Genomic DNA, 17,086 nt, shown 5'->3' on the forward strand with positions numbered 1-17,086 from the left:
CGTATTCGCGTCGAGATTGATAAACACCGATCGTGGATCCTCGAAGCCGAGATCGGTGGGTAGGACCGCGTTGTTTCCAGGGATCGAGGATGGAGAGACCCACCCACCGGGGGTGTTTGATCGTCGATCGGCGTCGCGCGTCCAGTTCGCGTCTCTCGCGAGCAGCGTCCCGCAACCGGTGGCGGGGTGGCCACCGCTCAGAGCGACTCGTACAGCGCCCGGTATCGCTCGGCGATCGCGTCGAGCGAGAACGACGCGCTGCGCGCCGCCGCGTTCGACCCCAGTCGCTCGCGGAGTGCGGGGTCGGACAGCCGGCGTATCGCGTCGGCGAACGCCGCCGTCTCGTCGCCGTCGGGGTCGACCTTCAGGCAGTCCTCACCGTCGTCGAGCCACGAGAACGTCTCGATGTCGCGGACGACCACGGCCGTCCCGGCGGTCATCGCCTCCAGCAGCGCGATCCCCTCGTTCTCCTCGTGGGTCGGGAACAGGAACACGTCGCCGGCGGCGAACGCGCCACGCACGTCGTCGACGAAGCCGGTGAACGTGCAGTTGTCCGGCGACTCCTCGATGAGTCGAGTGGTCTCCCGACCCTTCAGCGAGAGGTCGAGCGGCCCGAACCACGCGAAGTCGATATCGGGGAGCTCGCGGGCCAGATCGACGAACGTCTCCAACCCCTTCCGCTTGATCACGTGGCCGACGAGGAAGACGGTCGGCGGGTCGAGGTCGTAGCGCTCGCGGTACTCGGCCTCCAGCGACTCGAAGCCGGCGAGCTTCTCGCGGTCGACGCCGTTCGAGATGACGGTCGTCGGCGCGTCGGTGTACCCCTCGATCACGCCGCGGTTGTACTCGGAGGGGCAGACCAGCGCGTCGGCGAGCCCGTACGCCCGGCTGAGGTACGGTTTGAGGGGTTTCGCGAGCGCGTTGGTGAAACGGAAGCTGTCGCCGAAGTCCTCCGCGGTGACGTGGGTGTGCGCGACCACGGGGATCCCGCGGTCGCTCGCGCGCTTCGCGTACCACACCGATCGGGGCCCCATCAGGTTGCAGTGGAACACGTCCGCGTCGAGGGTCGGCTCGGTCGTGTACGCGATCCCCTCGCGATCGAGCATCTTCCGCTGGTGGACGACGGACTCGTGGATGCCGCCGGTGACGTGGTCCTCGAACTCGAAGTAGTGGCTGACCTTCATCGCGGAACAGGGGCCGTCCCGAAGCTGCGGCTCGAACCGGCGACGCTCACTCCACTTCCAGCCACGGGACCTCCATCAGCGGGGGGATGTACGTCTCGATGTGGTGTTCCCACACGCCCTCCTCGCCGAACGCCTCGCCGTGGTCCGCGGTGACGACCACGTCGCCGTCGAGCTCGTCGACGAGTTCGGAGACGGACTCCAGGGCGATCCGGAGGTTCTCCTCGTACAGCTTGAGCGCGGTCACGCGGGTGCCGTCCGTCATGAGATCCTTGGGGTCGAGCTCCAGCCACAACCCCGCCTTCTGGGCGAACTCGCTGTCGTCGAGTCGGCTCTCGATCTTCGGTCGGACCGAGGCGCTGAGCGACGAGAGGAGGCCGCCGTCGTCTGCCGCGTCACCGCCCTCGGCCTCTTCCTCCTCCTGCCGTTTGATCCCCTTCTGGATCTGCTTGAGCTTCTGGCCCGATCCGCGCGAGAGGTACGGCGCGTGCGGCTGCATGTAGTGGAGCACGGTCCGGTCGGCGCGCTCGATGGCGTCGAGGTTGTTGCGGTACGCCTCTGTCATCCCCTCCGGCGGGACGGTGCCCAGATCGTCGTCCCAGCCGGTCTTCCAGACGTCGTGAATGTCGCTGATGTGCTCGGAGGCGGTCCACTCGTAGTCGCAGCTCGCGCCCCACTTCAGCTCGTTCAGCGGGATCCCCAGATCGTTGATGAACGGGTTCCCGGAGAAGTACGCGATGTCGTGGTCGCCGGTGAACGTCCGGGAGGCCCACTCCGGCGTCGACGACCCGACGCTCCGACGCTTCTCTAAGTCGCCGTCGAGGTACTCGTCGTACACGTCCTCGAACACGTCGTAGCGGCACGCGTCCAACACCAGACAGTAATCCCACTCCGATTCGAGGAACCGCTGATCGTCCATAAGTACGCGACAGTTCCCCGTCGACGGTTGTATTCTTGTTGGTGCCGCCTCGGGAAGCGTATCCGGCTCCTCCCGGCCTGAGAAGCCCGATCTGTGGCAGTTCGATAGCCGTGATCGTTCGGAATACCGCCCCGCGAGACGGGCGAGAACCAATCAGACGTTTCAAGTCCGACACCCCGCCATACCCCCTATGGACGGGAGCCAGCGGCGCGGACTGGTCATCGGCGGAGTCGCGGCGGTCGCGGTCTTCGCCGTCCTCTTCGTCGTCGTCGGAGCGGACCGCGTGATCGAGACTCTGCTGGCGGCGGAGCCGGCCCTGGTCGCGGCGACGTTCGGGTTCGCGCTCTGTTGGCTGGTCGCGTGGAGCCTCATGCTCCGGACCGTGCTCGGTTCGCTGGAGGTCTCCCTCTCGGTCGCCACGTCGTTCCTCGTCTACTCCGGGGCCGTCTTCGCCAACAACATCACCCCGTTCGGGCAGGCGGGCGGCGAGCCGGTGGCCGCCGCGCTCATCGCGCGGGTCTCCGGGTCGCGCTACGAGACGGGGCTCGTCGGCATCGCCAGCGTCGACGTGCTCAACGTCGTCCCCTCCATCTCGATCGTGTTCCTCGGCGTCGGCTACTACGCGACCACCGCCGCGGTCGGAGAACGGATCGAGATCGCCGTCGCCGTCGCCGTCGCGCTGATCGCGGCGATCGTCACGGGGATCGGTCTGGGCTGGCGGTACCGGCGAGTCGTCGTCGACCGGCTCCCCAGCGCGGTCGGCGGGCTCGCCGGGCGGCTGGACCGGTTCGACGCCGCGACGGTCGAGGCCGGGATCGCCAACAGGTTGGGGAACTTCTTCGAGGACATCGAGCGCGTCGGCACGAGCCCGGGGCGGCTCGCCGCGGCCGTGGGGCTCTCGCTGTCCGGCTGGCTGTTCCAGGCCGCCGCGCTCACGGTCGCGTTCGCCGCCGTCGGCCACCAGATCTCGCCGGTGGTCCCGCTGTTCGCCGTTCCGCTGGCGTACGTCGCTGGCGCGACCCCACTCCCGGGCGGGCTCGGCGGGATCGAGGCGGCGTTCGTCGCGCTACTCGTCCCCACGACGGGCGTCCCGGCGTCCGCGGTCACCGCCGCCGTGCTCGTGTTCCGCGGCGGCGTCTACTGGATGCCGGTGGCGATCGGCGGCGTCTCCGCGTCGGTGCTCGGCGTCCGAACGGTCCAGTGACACCGCGCCTGCGGGTCTTGTGACTCCCACCCGTGACGCATGAACGCGAGACACGCATTGACCGGCGAGAGTCGACACCCAGCTAACAGGGCCATTTTTGTCGGTGTGCCCGGTATTCGAACGTTATACATGGGCGATGCTCTCAGCGCGACGGAGGCCCGGGAGCGGCTCTACGAGGTGATGGGCCGGGATCTCCCGTTCGAAGAGAAGGCGACGCTGGCGCTGTCGGTCGGAGAGACGTATCTGAGCGTGGAGAACGGTCACCTGACGCGGATCGACCCCGAGAGCGACTACTGGCGGGCGATCGCGAGCACCGACCCCGAGGGCGGGACGTTCCCGGCCGGGCTCCAGCTGGATCTCCGGAACACGTACTGCCGGCTGGCGATCGACGGCGAGAGCCCCGTGAGGCTACACGACGCGCCGGAGCAGGGGTTGGCCGACGACCCCGCGTTCCAGCGGTACGGGCTCCACTGCTACCATGGCAGCGCGATCACCATCGACGGCGAGCTCTTCGGAACGCTCTGTTTCGTTTCGATGGAGCCGCGCGCGGAGCCGTTCGACGAGGCCGAGACGCTGTTCGCGGAGCTGATCGCTCGGATGCTGGAAACGGAGCTCCAGGAGGCGCGGACCGACGCGAAGATCGACCGGCTCGATCAGTTCGCCAGCGTCGTCTCGCACGACCTCAGAAGTCCGCTGAACGTCGCCCAGGGGCGCGTCGACATCGAACGCTCCTCCCGCGACAGCGAGCACCTCGAGATCGCCGCGCGGTCCCTCGACCGGATGGAGGACCTGATCGCCGACGTGCTCACGGTGGCCAGACAGGGACAGGAGGTCGAGGAGACGGAGCTCCTCTCGCTGGACGCGGTCGTCGAGGAGTGCTGGGACGCGGTGCGGACCGACGACGCGAGCCTGAGCGTGGCGGCGGATCTCCGGTTCAAGGCGGACCCCAGCCGCGTGCGCCACCTCTTCGAGAATCTGTTCCGGAACGCGATCGAACACGGGGGAGACGACGTGTCGATCCGCGTCGGACCGCTCGACGACGGGGGCGGCTTCTACGTCGAAGACGACGGCCCCGGAATTCCGGAGGCGGACCGGGAGCGGGTCTTCAAGACGGGGTTCACGACCGGATCGGAGGGGATCGGTCTCGGCCTCGCGATCGTCGAGGGGGTCGTCGAGGCCCACGGGTGGCGGATCGCGGTCGAGGAGGGCGCCGACGGCGGCGCGCGGTTCGAGGTGTCCGACGTGGTCGCCCCGTAGGGACGAGCGCTGCGCGGGCGCGCCGCGTCGACGACCGGTCGGGGGCGAAGGCCGACCGGGGGCGGTCCGGCCCGTCAGAAGAACAGCCAGATGACGAGCAGCGCGTACAGCATCGCGAGCGCGATGATCGTGAGCCGGATCAGGATGTTGACGCTGAAGACGAGGCCGTTGTAATCGTTCTTCAGAAGCTTGAGCGGGCGGGTCCGCCGGCTCGTCAGGCCGACCGTCGCCGGGGCCACGTCGCCGGCGGCGCGCTCGACCGCCGCCGTCAGCGCGTCGGTGTCCGATCGCGTCGTGTTCGCGAGCTCGTGGATCGAGGCGTGCGTGTCCGTCGAGAAGATCAGGACCTCGTCGAACGTCTCGCGGTAGTCGGCCGCCAGCTCCCGCACGTCCGGCGTAACTCCGTTGGTGTCGATCCCCATCAACAGGACCTCTTGCCCGTCGACCGACTCGACGATCGCCGCGACGTCTTGGTCCGCGTGGCGGACAGAGAAGCCGGCCGCGTAGTCGGAACGCGGCGCGTCGGCGAGCCGCTCGCGGAAGTCGTCAAAGTGGCGTTTCAGCCGGTCCGCCTCGGCGGAGCCGTACAGCACCTCCTTCTCCGGGCCGTTCTGGAGGTCGTGTTTGTGGAGGTCCACGAGCAGCACCTCCGACTCGTCGACGTCGCTCATGAACACGCCCGTGTCGTAGTCGTCGATCCCCTCGCCGTGAAGGAATATCACCTGCTTGTCGCCGATCCGCCGCCCGTAGAACTCGATCTCGCCGTAGTCGTGACTCACCAGCCGCGACGCGCGGGCGACGCGCTCGGGGTCGGCGACGGCGTCGAGGATCTTCTCGGCGTCGCCCGGATTCGAGAGGTCCTCTTTGTGCGTACACGGGACGTGGAGGAAGAACCCGCTCTCGCCGTCGTCGCCCTCCTCGCCGTCGTTGAGGGCGTCGATGACGTTTCCGCTCAGCTGTCCCCCGCCGAACCCGCCGAGCGGGCCGGGGTGGACCCACGGCGCGGCGAGGGTGAGCCGATCGCCGTTGTCGATCGCGAGCGTCTCGACGGCGGGCTCGGCCTCGACGCCCAGGTCGAGGGAGGCGCGGTCGTTCCGCAGGATGCCGGAGGTGAGTTCGAACGCGGAGACCTCGGTGTTGCTCCGAATGAGGTAGTCCACGATCCCGAGCACCAACACGAGGAACGCCGCCGCGATGAGCAGCGAGGCGAACGCGAACACGTGCCGGTACGTCGTGAAGCCGAGATCGCCGCCGGCGAACGCGTAGAAGGCGGCGATCAGCGCCGCCGGCTCGGCGAGCCCGACGAAGAGAATCCGCTTGTAGTGGTCGATCCCCGTCGAGATCACGAGCACGAGGATGTTGATCAGGTACACCGTGATAAAGAGGAGCCAGACGATGCTCCACGCGTTCCCCACGTCGTTGGCTCCGGAGAGGACCAAGACGTGGACGAACGTCACCAACTGGTTCGTCAGCGCCAGGAAGAAGCTCCACGTCCGCGGGTACCCCGGGAGGACCCGGTGAAACAGCTCGCCGGCGAACAGGAAGGGGAGCAGGAACAGGAGGACCGCGACCGGAAGCAGCGTCGACGGCTCCGGGGACAGCGGCGTGAACATCGAGAAGGCGGTGAACGCGACGACGCTGTAGGCGACGGCGAGCAGTGCCATCGCGGGGATCTGCCGCGAGAGCGACGGGACGCTGAACACCAGCCGCTGAAACACGTCGACGTTGTCCGCGCCCATCTACGACACCCCGTATATCTCCTCTAGCTCGTCTATCGTCCGCTCGACGGAGAACTCCTCGACCGCCTCGCGGGTCGGTCTGTCGCCCTCGAGGCAGTCGACGACGGCGCGCTCCATGTCGTCGAGGTCGCCGTGTTCGAACCGGGCGCCGTTGTCGTCGCCGATGGTCCGGTCGAACGGGGGGACGTCGGCGGCGGCGACCGGTGTCCCGCAGGCGTTCGCCTCGAGCGTCGAGAGCCCGAGCGTGTCGCAGGTCGAGGCGGTGACGAACACGTCGAGCGCGGAGTAGAACGCCGGGAGGTCCTCGCGAGGGAGGAAATCCCGGAACTGCACGTTCGCCGGCGCGCCGCGTTCGAGGTCGTCCCGGACCGGCCCCTCGCCGACCAGTTCGAACCGCAGGTCCGGTCGGCGGTCGGCGAGCCGGAGCAGCTCGCCGACGTGTTTCTTCCGGGTCATCCGGCCGCTGTACCCCACCGTCGGCTCGTCGCTCGCGAACCGCGAGTCCGCGACCGGCCGGAACGTGTCGGCCTCGATCCCGACTGGCAGCCTCCGGGGCGTCACGTTTCGGCGGATGCGCGAGGTCGAGGCGGTGACGCAGTCGAACGACTGGAGGAACCGGTTCTCGTAGGCCACGTACGCCCGCCCGGCGATGCCGGCCAGCGACTGCAGTTTCAACCCCTGGACGAAGTAGTCCTCCACGGGGGTGTGGTGAGTGTACACGGAAGTCACACCGCGCTTCTTCGCGTATCGACGGCCCATCAGGCCGGTCGAGGCCGGGCCGTGGCAGTGGACCACGTCCAGGTCGGGAAGCGTCGAGAGGCGTCGGTAGGTCGGAACGCGATACTGCCGGTAGAAGGGGTTCGGCAGCGACGGGACGGGGATCTCGCGCTCGTCGGGGTCGTGACTGCTCGCCGGGTAGACGACGTACACCTCGTGGCCGCGGTCCTCGAGCCGGTCCCGCCACGCGCGGATCGTGTACGTCACGCCGTCGATGCCGGGCAAGTAGCTGTCGGTGAAGAATCCGATGTTCATGCGTGGGCTCGCCGTCGGCGTGTCGTCTGTCTCGCGCCGCCGTCGGAGAGCTCACCGGAGTCGGGCGACTGCGCCGATCCGTCGCGGACCGCGTCCGCGGGGGCGACCGCCGCGCCGGTCGCGGTCGCGCCGTCGCGAGCTGATGGGCCCGTAGCGCCGTCGTCGTATCCAGACTGTGCCACGGTTGTTACGTCGCGGGTTCCCCTCGGACGGCTATCAACATTTTCATTTCGCGACCCACGCGGTCCCGTCCCCTCGGCGGCGCCGTCCCTTCGCGGCCCCACCATTAACCACCCGGCACGCGAATCTCCGCCCATGATCACCACCGATCGGATGGCGGCGGTCGACGCCAACGCGGCCGCCCTCGGCGTCCCGCGGAAGCAGCTGATGGAGTCGTCGGGCAACGCCGTCGCCCGGGAAGTCCGAGCGATCGCGGAGCCCGGGGCGAGCGTCGAACTGCTCTGCGGGCGCGGGAACAACGGTGGAGACGCGTTCGTCGCGGCGCGCTTCCTCTCGGCGTACGACGTGACCGTCCGCCTGCTCGGCCGCCCCGCGTCGATCCGGACCGAGATCGCGCGCGAGAACTGGGCGGCGCTCCGGAGCGCCGACCTATCGACCGCGACGGTCACCGACGCCGCCGACCTCGCGCTCGACGACCCGGACGTGGTCGTCGACGCGATGCTCGGGACCGGGGTGACGGGCGCCCTTCGGGAGCCGGAGCGAACCGCGGCGCGACTGGCGAACGAGAGCGGAGCCGCGGTCGTCGCCGTCGACGTGCCGAGCGGCATCGACGCCGACACCGGCGAGCCGACCGGAAGCGAGGCCGGCGACGCGGTCTGCGTCGAGGCCGACCGCGTCGTGACCTTCCACGACGAGAAGCCCGGACTGGGGTCGCTCGACGCGGCCGTGACCGTCGCGGACATCGGTATCCCGGCGGCCGCGGAGCGGTTCACCGGCCCCGGCGACCTGCTCGGCATCGCGCGCGACCCGACCTCTCACAAGGGGGAGAACGGCGAGGTGTTGGTGATCGGCGGCGGGCCGTACACCGGCGCGCCCTCCCTCTCGGCCCGGTCCGCGCTCCGAACCGGCGCCGACCTCGTGCGCGTCGCCTGTCCGGAGACCGTCGCGGAGACGGTCCAGGGGTACTCGGCCGACCTCATCGTCCGCGAGCTGTCGGGCGATCGGCTCCGCCCCGCACACGTCGACCGCGCGCTGGATCTGGCCGCCGGCAACGACGTCGTCGTGCTCGGTCCGGGGATCGGCGACGGCGACGAAACGCACCAGTTCGTCCGAGCGTTCCTGTCGCGGTACGACGGGCGCGCGGTCGTCGACGCCGACGCGCTCCGCGTCGTTCCCGAGATCGACACGGACGCCGAGCTGATCTGCACGCCGCACCAGGGCGAACTGGTGGGCATGGGCGGCGAGACCGCCGGCGACCCCGACGAGCGCGCGGCGCTCGTGCGGTCGTTCGCCGACGAGATCGGTCACACCCTGCTGGTGAAGGGCGCGACGGACGTGGTCAGCGACGGGGAGGCGGTCCGGCTGAACCGCACGGGGAATCCGGGGATGACCGTCGGCGGAACCGGCGACGTGCTCGCGGGCGCGGTCGGCGCGCTCGCGGCCGTGACAGATCCGTTTCGGGCGGCCGCGGTCGGCGTGTACGTCAACGGGCTAGCGGGGGACGCCGCGGCGGACGACGCGGGGTACGGCCTCGTGGCGACGGACTTAATCGACCGGCTTCCCGAGGCGATGCGTGATGAGTGACGATCCCGAAGAGGGCTCCGCCGACGAGCTGACTCACACCGACGCCTCCGGCGAGGTCAGGATGGTCGACGTGGGAGAGAAGCCCGACACGAGCCGTCGCGCGGTCGCGCGCGGCGAAATCCGGTTGACGCCCTCGACGATCGCGGCCGTCGAGGCCGACGAGGTCGGGAAGGGCGACGTGCTCGCGACCGCCCGGGTGGGCGCGGTGCAGGCCGTCAAACACACGTGGGAGACGATCCCGATGTGTCACCAGATCCCGATCACGAACGTCGACACCGAGTTCGTCGTCGGCGACGACCGGATCGAGCTGACGGTCGACGTGGAGACGACCGGGAAGACCGGCTGCGAGATGGAGGCGCTGGAGGGCGTGACGACGGGGCTCAACGTCGTCTGGGACATGGTGAAGGCCGCGGAGAAGGACGCCGACGGCGGCTATCCGGACACCGGAATCTCCGGCGTCGAGGTCGTGGCGAAGGAGAAGCGGGCGCTCGGGGAGTAGGTGGACCGACGGCCGCCTCCGCGGAAAGCATTTACCGATCTGCTACGTCTCGACCGGACACGATGGGCCCGCTCTCCGATCAACACCTCCAAGTCCTCGGAATCGTGACCGCCGTGCTTCTGGTCGCCCTCCTCTTCTACCCGGGAACGTTTTCGCCGCCGTACACGGAGATACACGCCGACCAGTACTCTCACACGCTGGTGTCCGAGTGGGAGGGCGAGGGCGAACTCCCCGTCTACGAGTACGATGAGATCTCGCCGGTCGCACGGGAGCTGTTCGATCGGACGAGAAACGCGGAGGGCTCTTACACGCCGGACGTCTGTCAGGAGTTCATGCTCGTCTGCGACGGGTATCGCGAAGACGAGCTCCCGGACGAGTTCACGTACGGCTCGTATCTGTCGCCTTCGGAAGCGCACGTGATCGTCGAAGACGGCAACGAGAGCTACGTCCTCAAAACGGGAGGAAACAGCCAGGCGGACTGGTTTTTAAGTCCCGGTGGGCTCCTTTCGTTCGTCACGCTGATCCCTTCAGCGATCTTCCTCGTGTTCGTGGTCGGTGCCAGTCGCATCCGCGGAACAGCCACCGCCGATCGCGCACTCGGAGCGACTACCGCCGGCGGGGCGACGATCGGCGTTCTCGCGGTGCTTGCACCCTACCTCGAAATGCTCGGCCTGATCACGGCGGAGACCCTCGGACGACTGTTGGTGTACGCGCTGTTCGCCGGCTTCGTCGAGATCCGATATCTCAGGCAGATCATCACCGGTCTCATCTGATCGCCCCGAAGGCGGCGGTCGGTGACTGTACCGACCGACGCCACCCCGACTGAATCACTCGATGGGGGTCTCGGGAGCCCCGTTGAAACGTCGAACCCGGCCCTACCGGTCCAGGAACGGGGGGATGACGACTTCGGCGCGCTTCTCGTCGCCGCGCACGACGACGCTCACCTCGGTGCCCGGTTCGGTGTAATGCTCGTGGAGGTACCCCAGTCCGATCGGCTCGTCGAGCGTGGGGCTCATCGTGCCGGAGGTGAGCTGGCCGACCCGCGTGAGGTCGCCGTCGGTGACGGCGTACCCGTGTCGGGGGACGCCCCGGTCGAGCAGGCGGACGCCGACGAACCGCTCGTCGACGCCCTCCTCTTTCTGGGCTTCGAGGGCGTCGCGCCCGACGAACTCCGTGTCGAGCTTCACGGCGAAGCCGATCCGCGCCTCGTAGGGGCTCCGCGGCTCGCTTTCGGGATCGAAATCCTGCCCGGAGAGGAGGTATCCCATCTCCGTTCGGAGGGTGTCACGCGCGCCCAGCCCGCAGGGTTGGGCGGCGCGCGGCGCGTCGACGAACGCCTCCCAGATCGCCTCGGCGTCGCCCGCGGGACACATCACCTCGAAGCCGTCCTCTCCGGTGTACCCCGTCCGGGCGACCCAGCTGTCGGCCCCGGCGACCGCGGCGACCGTCGCCTCGAACTTCGAGAGGCCGGCGACCCGGTCGGCGGGGGTCGCCTCGTCGAGGGCGTCGGCCGCGTCCGGACCCTGCACGGCGAGCATGGCCCAGTCGTCGGTCGCGTTCGCGACCGCGGCGTCGAGGCCCTCGCCGTCCCGGTAGTCGACCCATCGGTCGTACAGCTGTCCGTCGTGGCCCGCGTTGGGCACGAAGAGGTAGGCGGGGTCGCCGGAGCCGGCGTCGAGGTCGCGGTCGAGGCCGGCGAGCGCGTCGGCGCCCTCGCCCGCCTCGATCCCGTCCGGAAGGCGGTACACCACCGTGTCGTCGAGCATGACGCCGCCCGCGTTCGTGATCGCGGCGTACTGGGAGTCGCCCGGGTCGAGCGCGGTCACGTCGTTGGTCGTGAGCCGGTTCATCAGCGCCGTCGCGTCCGGCCCCGACACCTCGATCTCGCCCATGTGCGACACGTCGAAGACGCCGAGCGAACCGCGGACCGCGGCGTGCTCCTCGCTGATCGAGTCGAACTCGACCGGCATCTGCCACCCACCGAAGTCGGTGAACTTCGCACCGCGATCCGCGTGGGCCCCGTACAGCGGGGTGCGTCGGTCTGACATGGCAGCACCGTCTCTCGGCCCGGCCTAAGGTCTTGCTATCGGGGCCCCGTCGAGGGATCGGGGCTCCGTGTCGCGGGCGCGAAACGACCGCCGCCGTCGACAGCCTCAAGCCGCTTCCTCCCCCCCGTACCGCACGTGATGCGGAACCTCTCCGGCCTGCTCGCGCCGGCCGCCGCGGTCCTGTTGGTCGCGGTCGTCGTCGCCGCGGTCGCGGGCGCGTGGCCCCCGTTCGTCGCGGTCGAGAGCGGGAGCATGGCCCCGGAGGTCGAGCGCGGCGACCTCGTCGTCGTCACGTCGACCGACCGGTTCCCGTGGGGCGGGATCGTCGGGGCGGCGGAGGCGGGCGCACCGACCACGTTCGGACGCGCCGGCGACGTGGTCGTGTTCGACCCGCCGAACGACGGGACACGGCCGATACTGCACCGGATCGCCTTCCCGGTGAGCGCCGGCGAGGACTGGACGGACCGAGCCGATCCGGCGCTGCTCGACGGTGACTGTGCGACGCTCGCGACCTGTCCGGCGCCCTACGACGGCTACGTCACCTACGGCGACGCCAACGGCGGATACGATCAGAGCGTCGGGATCGCTCCGGTCGTCCGCGAGGAGTGGATCACGGCCAAGGCGCTGTTCGCGGTGCCGAACCTCGGCTGGTTCCGGGTCGGCGTCGACGCCGCGATAGCGCGGGTGGGTCTCCTCCCGACCGCGGTCGGGTTCGGCGGGCTCGCCGCCGCCACCGGCGGGTTCGGGGCGCTCCTCCTCGGTCGGGTCACGGGGCGTCGGGCGGTCCGCGACGAGCGCGAGGAGTGAGGACGGCGCCGGCGGCTGCGACTCGTCGCCGGCTACGACCCGTCGTCCCCGTCGCCCTCGCTCCCGTCGAGCGTCACCGAGTCGGTCGTGGCGTTCCGCAGGGCGTCGGACCGCCCGAACTCGCCGGGCGCGATCGCGAGGGTCCGGATCCCGTAGCCGTTCGCGGTCTCGACGACCGGCTTGAAGTCGGTGTCCCGCGACGCGATCGCGAGCGTCGACATCCGGCTTTCGGCCGCGAAGCGCGCGGCGTCGACCGCGAGCTTCACGTCGACGTCGCCGCTCGTGACGACGACCTCGAAGCCGCGGGCCTCCGCGGCCTGAATCAGCCCCGGCGTCGCGTGCTCGTCGAGGTAGAGCCGCGTCGTGACGAGGTGGCCCTCCGCCTCCGCCGCGGTCCGCACGTCGTCGAGATCAACGTCGAACTCCTCCCGCAACACGTTCGGCCCGTCGACGAACAGCGCCACGCCGACGGGGTCGTCGTCCGCCCGACTGGATTCCATGCCTCCCGGTGCGGGGTCCGCGGAGATATGCGTGCTGGTCTGGCGCAGTGTGGGTGACCCATGCGAACACACCACTTATCCGTGCGTCACGCGAAGGGTTCCCATGATATCTCGCGTGCTGGTGCCGATGGACGAGTCGGAGATGGCGAAGCGGGCGCTCCGGTTCGCGCTGGAGGCGCACCCGGACGCGGAGATCGTCGTGCTCCACGTGGTGGGGGAGCCGTCGTCGATGATGGGCGGCGCGGCCGGCCTCGCGCTCGCCGACGACACCGAGGAGGCGGCGCGGGAACAGGCGAGCGACCTGTTCGAGCGCGTCCACGACATCGCCGCCGAGAGCGGGATCGAGGTCAAGACGGACGTGATGGCCGGCCACCCGGCGCGGGCGGTCGCCGACGCGAGCGAGGAGTTCGACGTCGTCGTCATCGGCAGCCACAGCGGCAGCCTCGCGGACCGCCTGCTCGTCGGGAACATCGCGGAGAAGATCGTCCAAGAATCCGCGGCGCCGGTCACCGTCGTCCGCTGACCCGTCCGCCTCGATCGCGTTGTTCGGCGGCTCACGCCGGTCGATCGGTTCGGACGCGCGCCGCGAGGCGCGACCGTCGTTTCGGCTGTTATACACCTTATATCCGTATTACTACCTGACCGACGACCGTAGTGAATATACGGAGTATTGAAGTAGTATGTCCAAGAATAACGGAGTAAGATGTCGAAGACAAACGCGTACACCGTCATTTCCGAGCAGAACGATCACAATTGCACCACGGTTCGTGCACATCCGCGCAACGAGACGTACCACGTCGTCGAGTACGCCGACGAGGACGCCCGCGATCGCGTCGCGGACCTCCCGGTAGGCTCGGTCGTCAAGATGGAGCTGTCGCGGGCCGGCCGCCGGAGCAACGTCTGGCGCGCCGAGTCCGTCCGGCCGGCGCACACCGACGGCGGGGTGACGGACGCGTAGAGGGGGCGGAAGCCGATTCGACGTTGGTTCTCTCCGCTCGGAGACGAGCGGTCGCCTCCTTACAGGTCGCGCGTCAACCGCGGGTTCGTCACGGCGCCGTCGGACGCGCCGGCGAAGTCGCGGGCGTACTTCGCGAGGATGCCGCCCTCGTACTGCGGCTCCGGCGCCTCCCACTCCTCGCGGCGCTCGGCCAGCTCTTCCTCGGAGAGGTCGACGGTGAGGTCGCGTTCCGGGATGTCGACGGTGATGTGGTCGCCGTCCTCGATGAGCCCGATCGGGCCGCCGTCGGCCGCCTCGGGGGCGACGTGGCCGATCATCGGGCCGCGGGTCCCGCCGGAGAAGCGCCCGTCGGTGAGCAGCGCCACGTCGTCCTCGTGGCCCGCGCCGACGACGGCGGCGGTGACGCCGAGCATCTCGCGCATGCCGGGGCCGCCGGTCGGCCCCTCGTTGCGGATCACGATCACGTCGCCGGAGTCGACCGCCCCCGACTGGACGTACTCCATGGCGTCCTCCTCGTTCTCGAACACGCGGGCCGGCCCCTCGTGGTAGAACTCGTCGTCGCCGGTCACCTTCAGCACCGAGCCGTCGGGCGCGAGGTTCCCGTCGAGGATCTTGATGGCGCCCTCGGGCTCCTTGGGGTCGTCGACGGTGTAGAGGAAGTCGGCCTCGATCTCCGACTCGTCGGGGAGCGCGCCGCGCTCCTCAAGCTCGGCGAGCTCCTCGGCGAGGGTGCGCCCGGTGACGGTCATCGCGTCGCCGTGGAGCAGGTCGGCCTCGAGCAGGCGGCGGAGCACGACCGGCACGCCGCCGACCTCGTGGAGGTCGTTCATGACGCTGTTGCCGCCGGGCTGGAGGTCGGCGATCTTCGGCGTGCGCCGCGAGATCTCGTCGAAGTCCTCGATCGAGAGGTCCACGTCGGCCTCCGCCGCCAGCGCGAGGAGGTGGAGCACGCCGTTCGTCGAGCCGCCGATCGCGGTCTGGAGCGCGATCGCGTTCTCGAACGACTTCCGCGAGAGGATGTCCGAGGGGCGGCGGTCCTCCTCGATGCACTCTAAAGCGAGCTCGCCGGCGCGCTCGGCGACCTCGTAGCGCTCCGGGTTCTCGGCGGGCGCGGAGGCGGAGCCGAGCGGCGCCATCCCGAGCGCCTCGGAGATGGAGGCCATCGTGTTCGCGGTGAACATGCCGCCGCAAGAGCCCGCGCCGGGGCAGGCGTGGCGCTCCAGGTCGTCGAGCTCCTCGCCGCTCATATCGCCCTCGGCGTAGGCGCCGACGCCCTCGAACACCTGCACGATGGTCACGTCGCGGCCGTCGTGCTGGCCGGGCATGATCGAACCGCCGTAGAGGAACACCGACGGGAGGTCGGTGCGGATCGACGCCATCAGCATGCCGGGGAGGTTCTTGTCACACCCCGCCACCGTCACCAGCGCGTCCATCCGCTCGCCGAAGGAGACGAGTTCGACGCTGTCGGCGATCACCTCGCGGGAGATGAGGCTCGCCTTCATCCCCTCGGTCCCCATCGAGATGGCGTCGGAGATGGTGATCGTCCCGAACTCGATCGGCATCCCGCCCGCCGCGTCGATCCCGTCGAGCGCGGCGTCCGCCACGTCGTCGAGGTGGACGTTACACGGCGTGATGTCGGCCGCCGGGTTCGGCACGCCGATGATCGGCGAGGAGAGGTCCTCGTCGTCGAACCCCATCGCGCGGAACATCGCGCGGTGCGGGGCCTTGTCCGCCCCTTCGGTCACGTCTCTGCTCCGCAGGCTCTCGTCCTTTTCGCCCGCAAACCGGTCCGCGTCGTCGCGTCGTCGGGAGCGCGATCCCTCCGACTGCGGCTGCTGTTCGCTCATACCTGACCGTAACGCTCGGGGGTCTTAAACGGACGCAAGGAAACAAGGGTTGCTCGGGCATGCGAACGGGTTCGGGGGTGGAGTATTACCAGTCGCCGTCGAAGGTAATCTCGACATCTGCGGCATCGGCAAAATCAGTCAGGTGACGCTTCTTGTCGCCCTTGTTCAGCGAGGTGTACACGTAGTAATCGCCACCAACCGCACGATACAACCGCATCTCTTCTCCGGACGGATGTGTCGGCTCGTCGTTTAATATTGCAATCTTCTTGCCGGGAACATAGGGAAGCGGGGCATACGCGTCGATCAGGTCATGGTCTCTGATGAGGTGGTCTACGACAGTCCCCATGAGGTTGGCTTGACTGTCGTCGCTGAACGAGGTTGACTCAGTTTGATCAGCTATTTCGACCACGTATGCATCGGACAGATCGCCGGCTTCAGTCTGTTTGTTGTGGTCTGACTCAGTTTTTGTCTGTGAAGAGTTTCTCGCGGCATTGTGGCTATCGTTTTGGTCGCTTTCTAACTCTGCGATCAGATCGTCGACGAACGTTTTCGAGAGCGACTCCGCCGGTTGGGAGACCACCTCCCCAACGCGATCGACGACAGTCTCCCGAAGCGCCTCGGAGACAGCCGCTTTTTGATCGGTAAGCGTCTCGATCGCTTGTCGGCGGCGTTCGACACGCTGGTAGATCTCCGTTGATGCACCCGACTGGATCGACTCCTCGGACAGCGCCGCGAGCAGCCAGTCGTTCGCCGTGAGGTCGGATAGGGCGATGCGTCTGAGGAGTTCCACGTCGGGCTTGTCGCCATCCTTTTTGAGTCGGTAGACGTGGAACGACTTTCCGTTCGTGAGAAGTCCCCAGTCGACCCACTCCTGTCGCATGTAGCTCCGGAGTTGGTCAGCATGTGACTCGGTGATAGTGGTGTCACAGCCTTTCGCTTCGACAAATACCGCTGGCGATCCGTCAGTGAACAGAGCGTAGTCGACCTTCTTTTTCGTCGATCCCATCTGAACCGAGTACTCCATCTCGATCGAGGTTGAATAGAAATCCCAGCCGAGAACATCTTTGATAAATGGGTCTATCAGTCGTGCCCGCGTGTTCTGCTCGTCCATTTGCGGCGACGACTCCACGAGCGACTGAGAGCGTTCGACGTATCCCGACACCATCTCCTCGTCCATCTTCTCGAAACGTCGCTTGCGTGACCTCTTAAAAGTACAAACGTTCCTGCTGTCTCCGCTACACCCGCGCTTTCAGCTCCACCCGGTACCCGAACGGGTCCCGGACGTACACCGCGGACGACTCGCCGACCGCGCCGAGCGGCTCGTCGAGCGA

At 68.5% G+C, this 17,086-nt stretch carries 17 protein-coding genes and 1 pseudogene; 8 read left to right on the forward strand and 10 right to left on the reverse strand.

Annotation, left to right across the window (positions count from 1 at the left end; genetic code table 11):
- Positions 1-197: 197 nt before the first annotated feature.
- The gene (locus DJ69_RS17375) at positions 198-1,184 is read right to left on the reverse strand and encodes a glycosyltransferase family 4 protein (protein WP_099256825.1); all 987 of its coding nucleotides are present in this window, start codon (positions 1,182-1,184) and stop codon (positions 198-200) included.
- Between the two features lie 46 nt (positions 1,185-1,230).
- Positions 1,231-2,100 carry a hypothetical protein gene (locus tag DJ69_RS17380; RefSeq protein WP_099256826.1) on the reverse strand — a complete coding sequence of 290 codons (870 nt, stop codon included), beginning with the start codon at positions 2,098-2,100 and terminating at the stop codon, positions 1,231-1,233.
- A 190-nt stretch (positions 2,101-2,290) separates the two neighbouring features.
- Here DJ69_RS17380 and DJ69_RS17385 point away from each other — a divergent pair, with 190 nt between their 5' ends.
- Positions 2,291-3,304 carry a lysylphosphatidylglycerol synthase transmembrane domain-containing protein gene (locus DJ69_RS17385; protein ID WP_099256827.1) on the forward strand — a complete coding sequence of 338 codons (1,014 nt, stop codon included), beginning with the start codon at positions 2,291-2,293 and terminating at the stop codon, positions 3,302-3,304.
- A 129-nt stretch (positions 3,305-3,433) separates the two neighbouring features.
- A complete protein-coding gene (locus tag DJ69_RS17390) occupies positions 3,434-4,561 on the forward strand; it encodes a sensor histidine kinase (RefSeq protein ID WP_099256828.1) in 1,128 nt (375 codons plus the stop codon).
- Between the two features lie 74 nt (positions 4,562-4,635).
- On the opposite strand, the gene DJ69_RS17395 is transcribed toward DJ69_RS17390, so the two are convergent.
- The 3 genes from DJ69_RS17395 to DJ69_RS18110 are packed head-to-tail and all read right to left on the reverse strand — an operon-like array spanning position 4,636 to position 7,514.
- Positions 4,636-6,300 (reverse strand): DUF2070 family protein, encoded by a 1,665-nt coding sequence (locus DJ69_RS17395; protein WP_099256829.1) that lies wholly within the window; start codon positions 6,298-6,300, stop codon positions 4,636-4,638.
- Positions 6,301-7,332 carry a glycosyltransferase gene (locus DJ69_RS17400; protein ID WP_099256830.1) on the reverse strand — a complete coding sequence of 344 codons (1,032 nt, stop codon included), beginning with the start codon at positions 7,330-7,332 and terminating at the stop codon, positions 6,301-6,303.
- Positions 7,329-7,514 carry a hypothetical protein gene (locus DJ69_RS18110; protein ID WP_144050482.1) on the reverse strand — a complete coding sequence of 62 codons (186 nt, stop codon included), beginning with the start codon at positions 7,512-7,514 and terminating at the stop codon, positions 7,329-7,331. The genes DJ69_RS17400 and DJ69_RS18110 overlap by 4 nt, the downstream gene beginning before the upstream one ends.
- Before the next feature lie 133 nt (positions 7,515-7,647).
- On the opposite strand from DJ69_RS18110, the gene DJ69_RS17405 reads away from it, so the two are divergent.
- The 3 genes from DJ69_RS17405 to DJ69_RS17415 all read left to right on the forward strand — a co-directional run bounded on the left by DJ69_RS17405 (position 7,648) and on the right by DJ69_RS17415 (position 10,368).
- Entirely contained in the window at positions 7,648-9,096 is a 1,449-nt protein-coding gene (locus DJ69_RS17405; protein WP_099256831.1) for an NAD(P)H-hydrate dehydratase, read from the forward strand.
- Positions 9,089-9,595, forward strand: coding sequence for a cyclic pyranopterin monophosphate synthase MoaC (gene moaC / locus DJ69_RS17410; RefSeq protein WP_099256832.1), 507 nt, complete (start codon positions 9,089-9,091; stop codon positions 9,593-9,595). Before DJ69_RS17405 ends, moaC begins: the two co-directional genes overlap by 8 nt.
- Positions 9,596-9,657: 62 nt before the next feature.
- On the forward strand, positions 9,658-10,368 hold the full coding sequence (locus tag DJ69_RS17415) for a hypothetical protein (protein ID WP_099256833.1): 711 nt from the start codon (positions 9,658-9,660) through the stop codon (positions 10,366-10,368).
- A gap of 102 nt (positions 10,369-10,470) precedes the next feature.
- Here DJ69_RS17415 and DJ69_RS17420 read toward each other — a convergent pair whose 3' ends face one another.
- Positions 10,471-11,643 carry a glycine cleavage system aminomethyltransferase GcvT gene (locus DJ69_RS17420; protein WP_099256834.1) on the reverse strand — a complete coding sequence of 391 codons (1,173 nt, stop codon included), beginning with the start codon at positions 11,641-11,643 and terminating at the stop codon, positions 10,471-10,473.
- A gap of 135 nt (positions 11,644-11,778) precedes the next feature.
- On the opposite strand from DJ69_RS17420, the gene DJ69_RS17425 reads away from it, so the two are divergent.
- On the forward strand, positions 11,779-12,450 hold the full coding sequence (locus DJ69_RS17425; RefSeq protein ID WP_099256835.1) for a S26 family signal peptidase: 672 nt from the start codon (positions 11,779-11,781) through the stop codon (positions 12,448-12,450).
- A 32-nt stretch (positions 12,451-12,482) separates the two neighbouring features.
- Here the strand turns inward: DJ69_RS17425 and DJ69_RS17430 are convergent, their stop codons facing one another.
- The gene (locus tag DJ69_RS17430) at positions 12,483-12,950 is read right to left on the reverse strand and encodes an NYN domain-containing protein (protein WP_099256836.1); all 468 of its coding nucleotides are present in this window, start codon (positions 12,948-12,950) and stop codon (positions 12,483-12,485) included.
- Positions 12,951-13,053: 103 nt separating this feature from the next.
- Here DJ69_RS17430 and DJ69_RS17435 point away from each other — a divergent pair, with 103 nt between their 5' ends.
- Positions 13,054-13,473 carry a universal stress protein gene (locus DJ69_RS17435; RefSeq protein ID WP_099256837.1) on the forward strand — a complete coding sequence of 140 codons (420 nt, stop codon included), beginning with the start codon at positions 13,054-13,056 and terminating at the stop codon, positions 13,471-13,473.
- A 180-nt stretch (positions 13,474-13,653) separates the two neighbouring features.
- Complete coding sequence (locus DJ69_RS17440; protein WP_099256838.1) at positions 13,654-13,908, forward strand: hypothetical protein; 255 nt, start codon at positions 13,654-13,656, stop codon at positions 13,906-13,908.
- Positions 13,909-13,967: 59 nt separating this feature from the next.
- Here the strand turns inward: DJ69_RS17440 and ilvD are convergent, their stop codons facing one another.
- From ilvD to DJ69_RS18975, 3 genes and pseudogenes are all read right to left on the reverse strand, one after another.
- On the reverse strand, positions 13,968-15,755 hold the full coding sequence (gene ilvD, locus DJ69_RS17445; RefSeq protein WP_099256839.1) for a dihydroxy-acid dehydratase: 1,788 nt from the start codon (positions 15,753-15,755) through the stop codon (positions 13,968-13,970).
- 85 nt (positions 15,756-15,840) lie between these two features.
- Positions 15,841-16,932, reverse strand: a complete 1,092-nt coding sequence (locus tag DJ69_RS17450) for a type I restriction enzyme HsdR N-terminal domain-containing protein (protein ID WP_099256840.1) — start codon at positions 16,930-16,932, stop codon at positions 15,841-15,843.
- A 58-nt stretch (positions 16,933-16,990) separates the two neighbouring features.
- Positions 16,991-17,086 (reverse strand): annotated as a pseudogene (locus tag DJ69_RS18975) (VOC family protein); the annotation flags it as partial.

The organism is Halorubrum persicum, assembly GCF_002727125.1.
GTDB classification, from domain to species: domain Archaea; phylum Halobacteriota; class Halobacteria; order Halobacteriales; family Haloferacaceae; genus Halorubrum; species Halorubrum persicum.

Bases quoted from the DNA above. Each gene is read 5' to 3' on its own strand.
- DJ69_RS17375 (WP_099256825.1), bottom strand. From the start codon at position 1,184: ATGAAGGTCAGCCACTACTTCGAGTTCGAGGACCACGTCACCGGCGGC.
- DJ69_RS17380 (WP_099256826.1), bottom strand. From the start codon at position 2,100: ATGGACGATCAGCGGTTCCTCGAATCGGAGTGGGATTACTGTCTGGTG.
- DJ69_RS17385 (WP_099256827.1), top strand. From the start codon at position 2,291: ATGGACGGGAGCCAGCGGCGCGGACTGGTCATCGGCGGAGTCGCGGCG.
- DJ69_RS17390 (WP_099256828.1), top strand. From the start codon at position 3,434: ATGGGCGATGCTCTCAGCGCGACGGAGGCCCGGGAGCGGCTCTACGAG.
- DJ69_RS17395 (WP_099256829.1), bottom strand. From the start codon at position 6,300: ATGGGCGCGGACAACGTCGACGTGTTTCAGCGGCTGGTGTTCAGCGTC.
- DJ69_RS17400 (WP_099256830.1), bottom strand. From the start codon at position 7,332: ATGAACATCGGATTCTTCACCGACAGCTACTTGCCCGGCATCGACGGC.
- DJ69_RS17405 (WP_099256831.1), top strand. From the start codon at position 7,648: ATGATCACCACCGATCGGATGGCGGCGGTCGACGCCAACGCGGCCGCC.
- moaC (WP_099256832.1), top strand. From the start codon at position 9,089: ATGAGTGACGATCCCGAAGAGGGCTCCGCCGACGAGCTGACTCACACC.
- DJ69_RS17415 (WP_099256833.1), top strand. From the start codon at position 9,658: ATGGGCCCGCTCTCCGATCAACACCTCCAAGTCCTCGGAATCGTGACC.
- DJ69_RS17420 (WP_099256834.1), bottom strand. From the start codon at position 11,643: ATGTCAGACCGACGCACCCCGCTGTACGGGGCCCACGCGGATCGCGGT.
- DJ69_RS17430 (WP_099256836.1), bottom strand. From the start codon at position 12,950: ATGGAATCCAGTCGGGCGGACGACGACCCCGTCGGCGTGGCGCTGTTC.
- DJ69_RS17435 (WP_099256837.1), top strand. From the start codon at position 13,054: ATGATATCTCGCGTGCTGGTGCCGATGGACGAGTCGGAGATGGCGAAG.
- DJ69_RS17440 (WP_099256838.1), top strand. From the start codon at position 13,654: ATGTCGAAGACAAACGCGTACACCGTCATTTCCGAGCAGAACGATCAC.
- ilvD (WP_099256839.1), bottom strand. From the start codon at position 15,755: ATGAGCGAACAGCAGCCGCAGTCGGAGGGATCGCGCTCCCGACGACGC.
- DJ69_RS17450 (WP_099256840.1), bottom strand. From the start codon at position 16,932: ATGGACGAGGAGATGGTGTCGGGATACGTCGAACGCTCTCAGTCGCTC.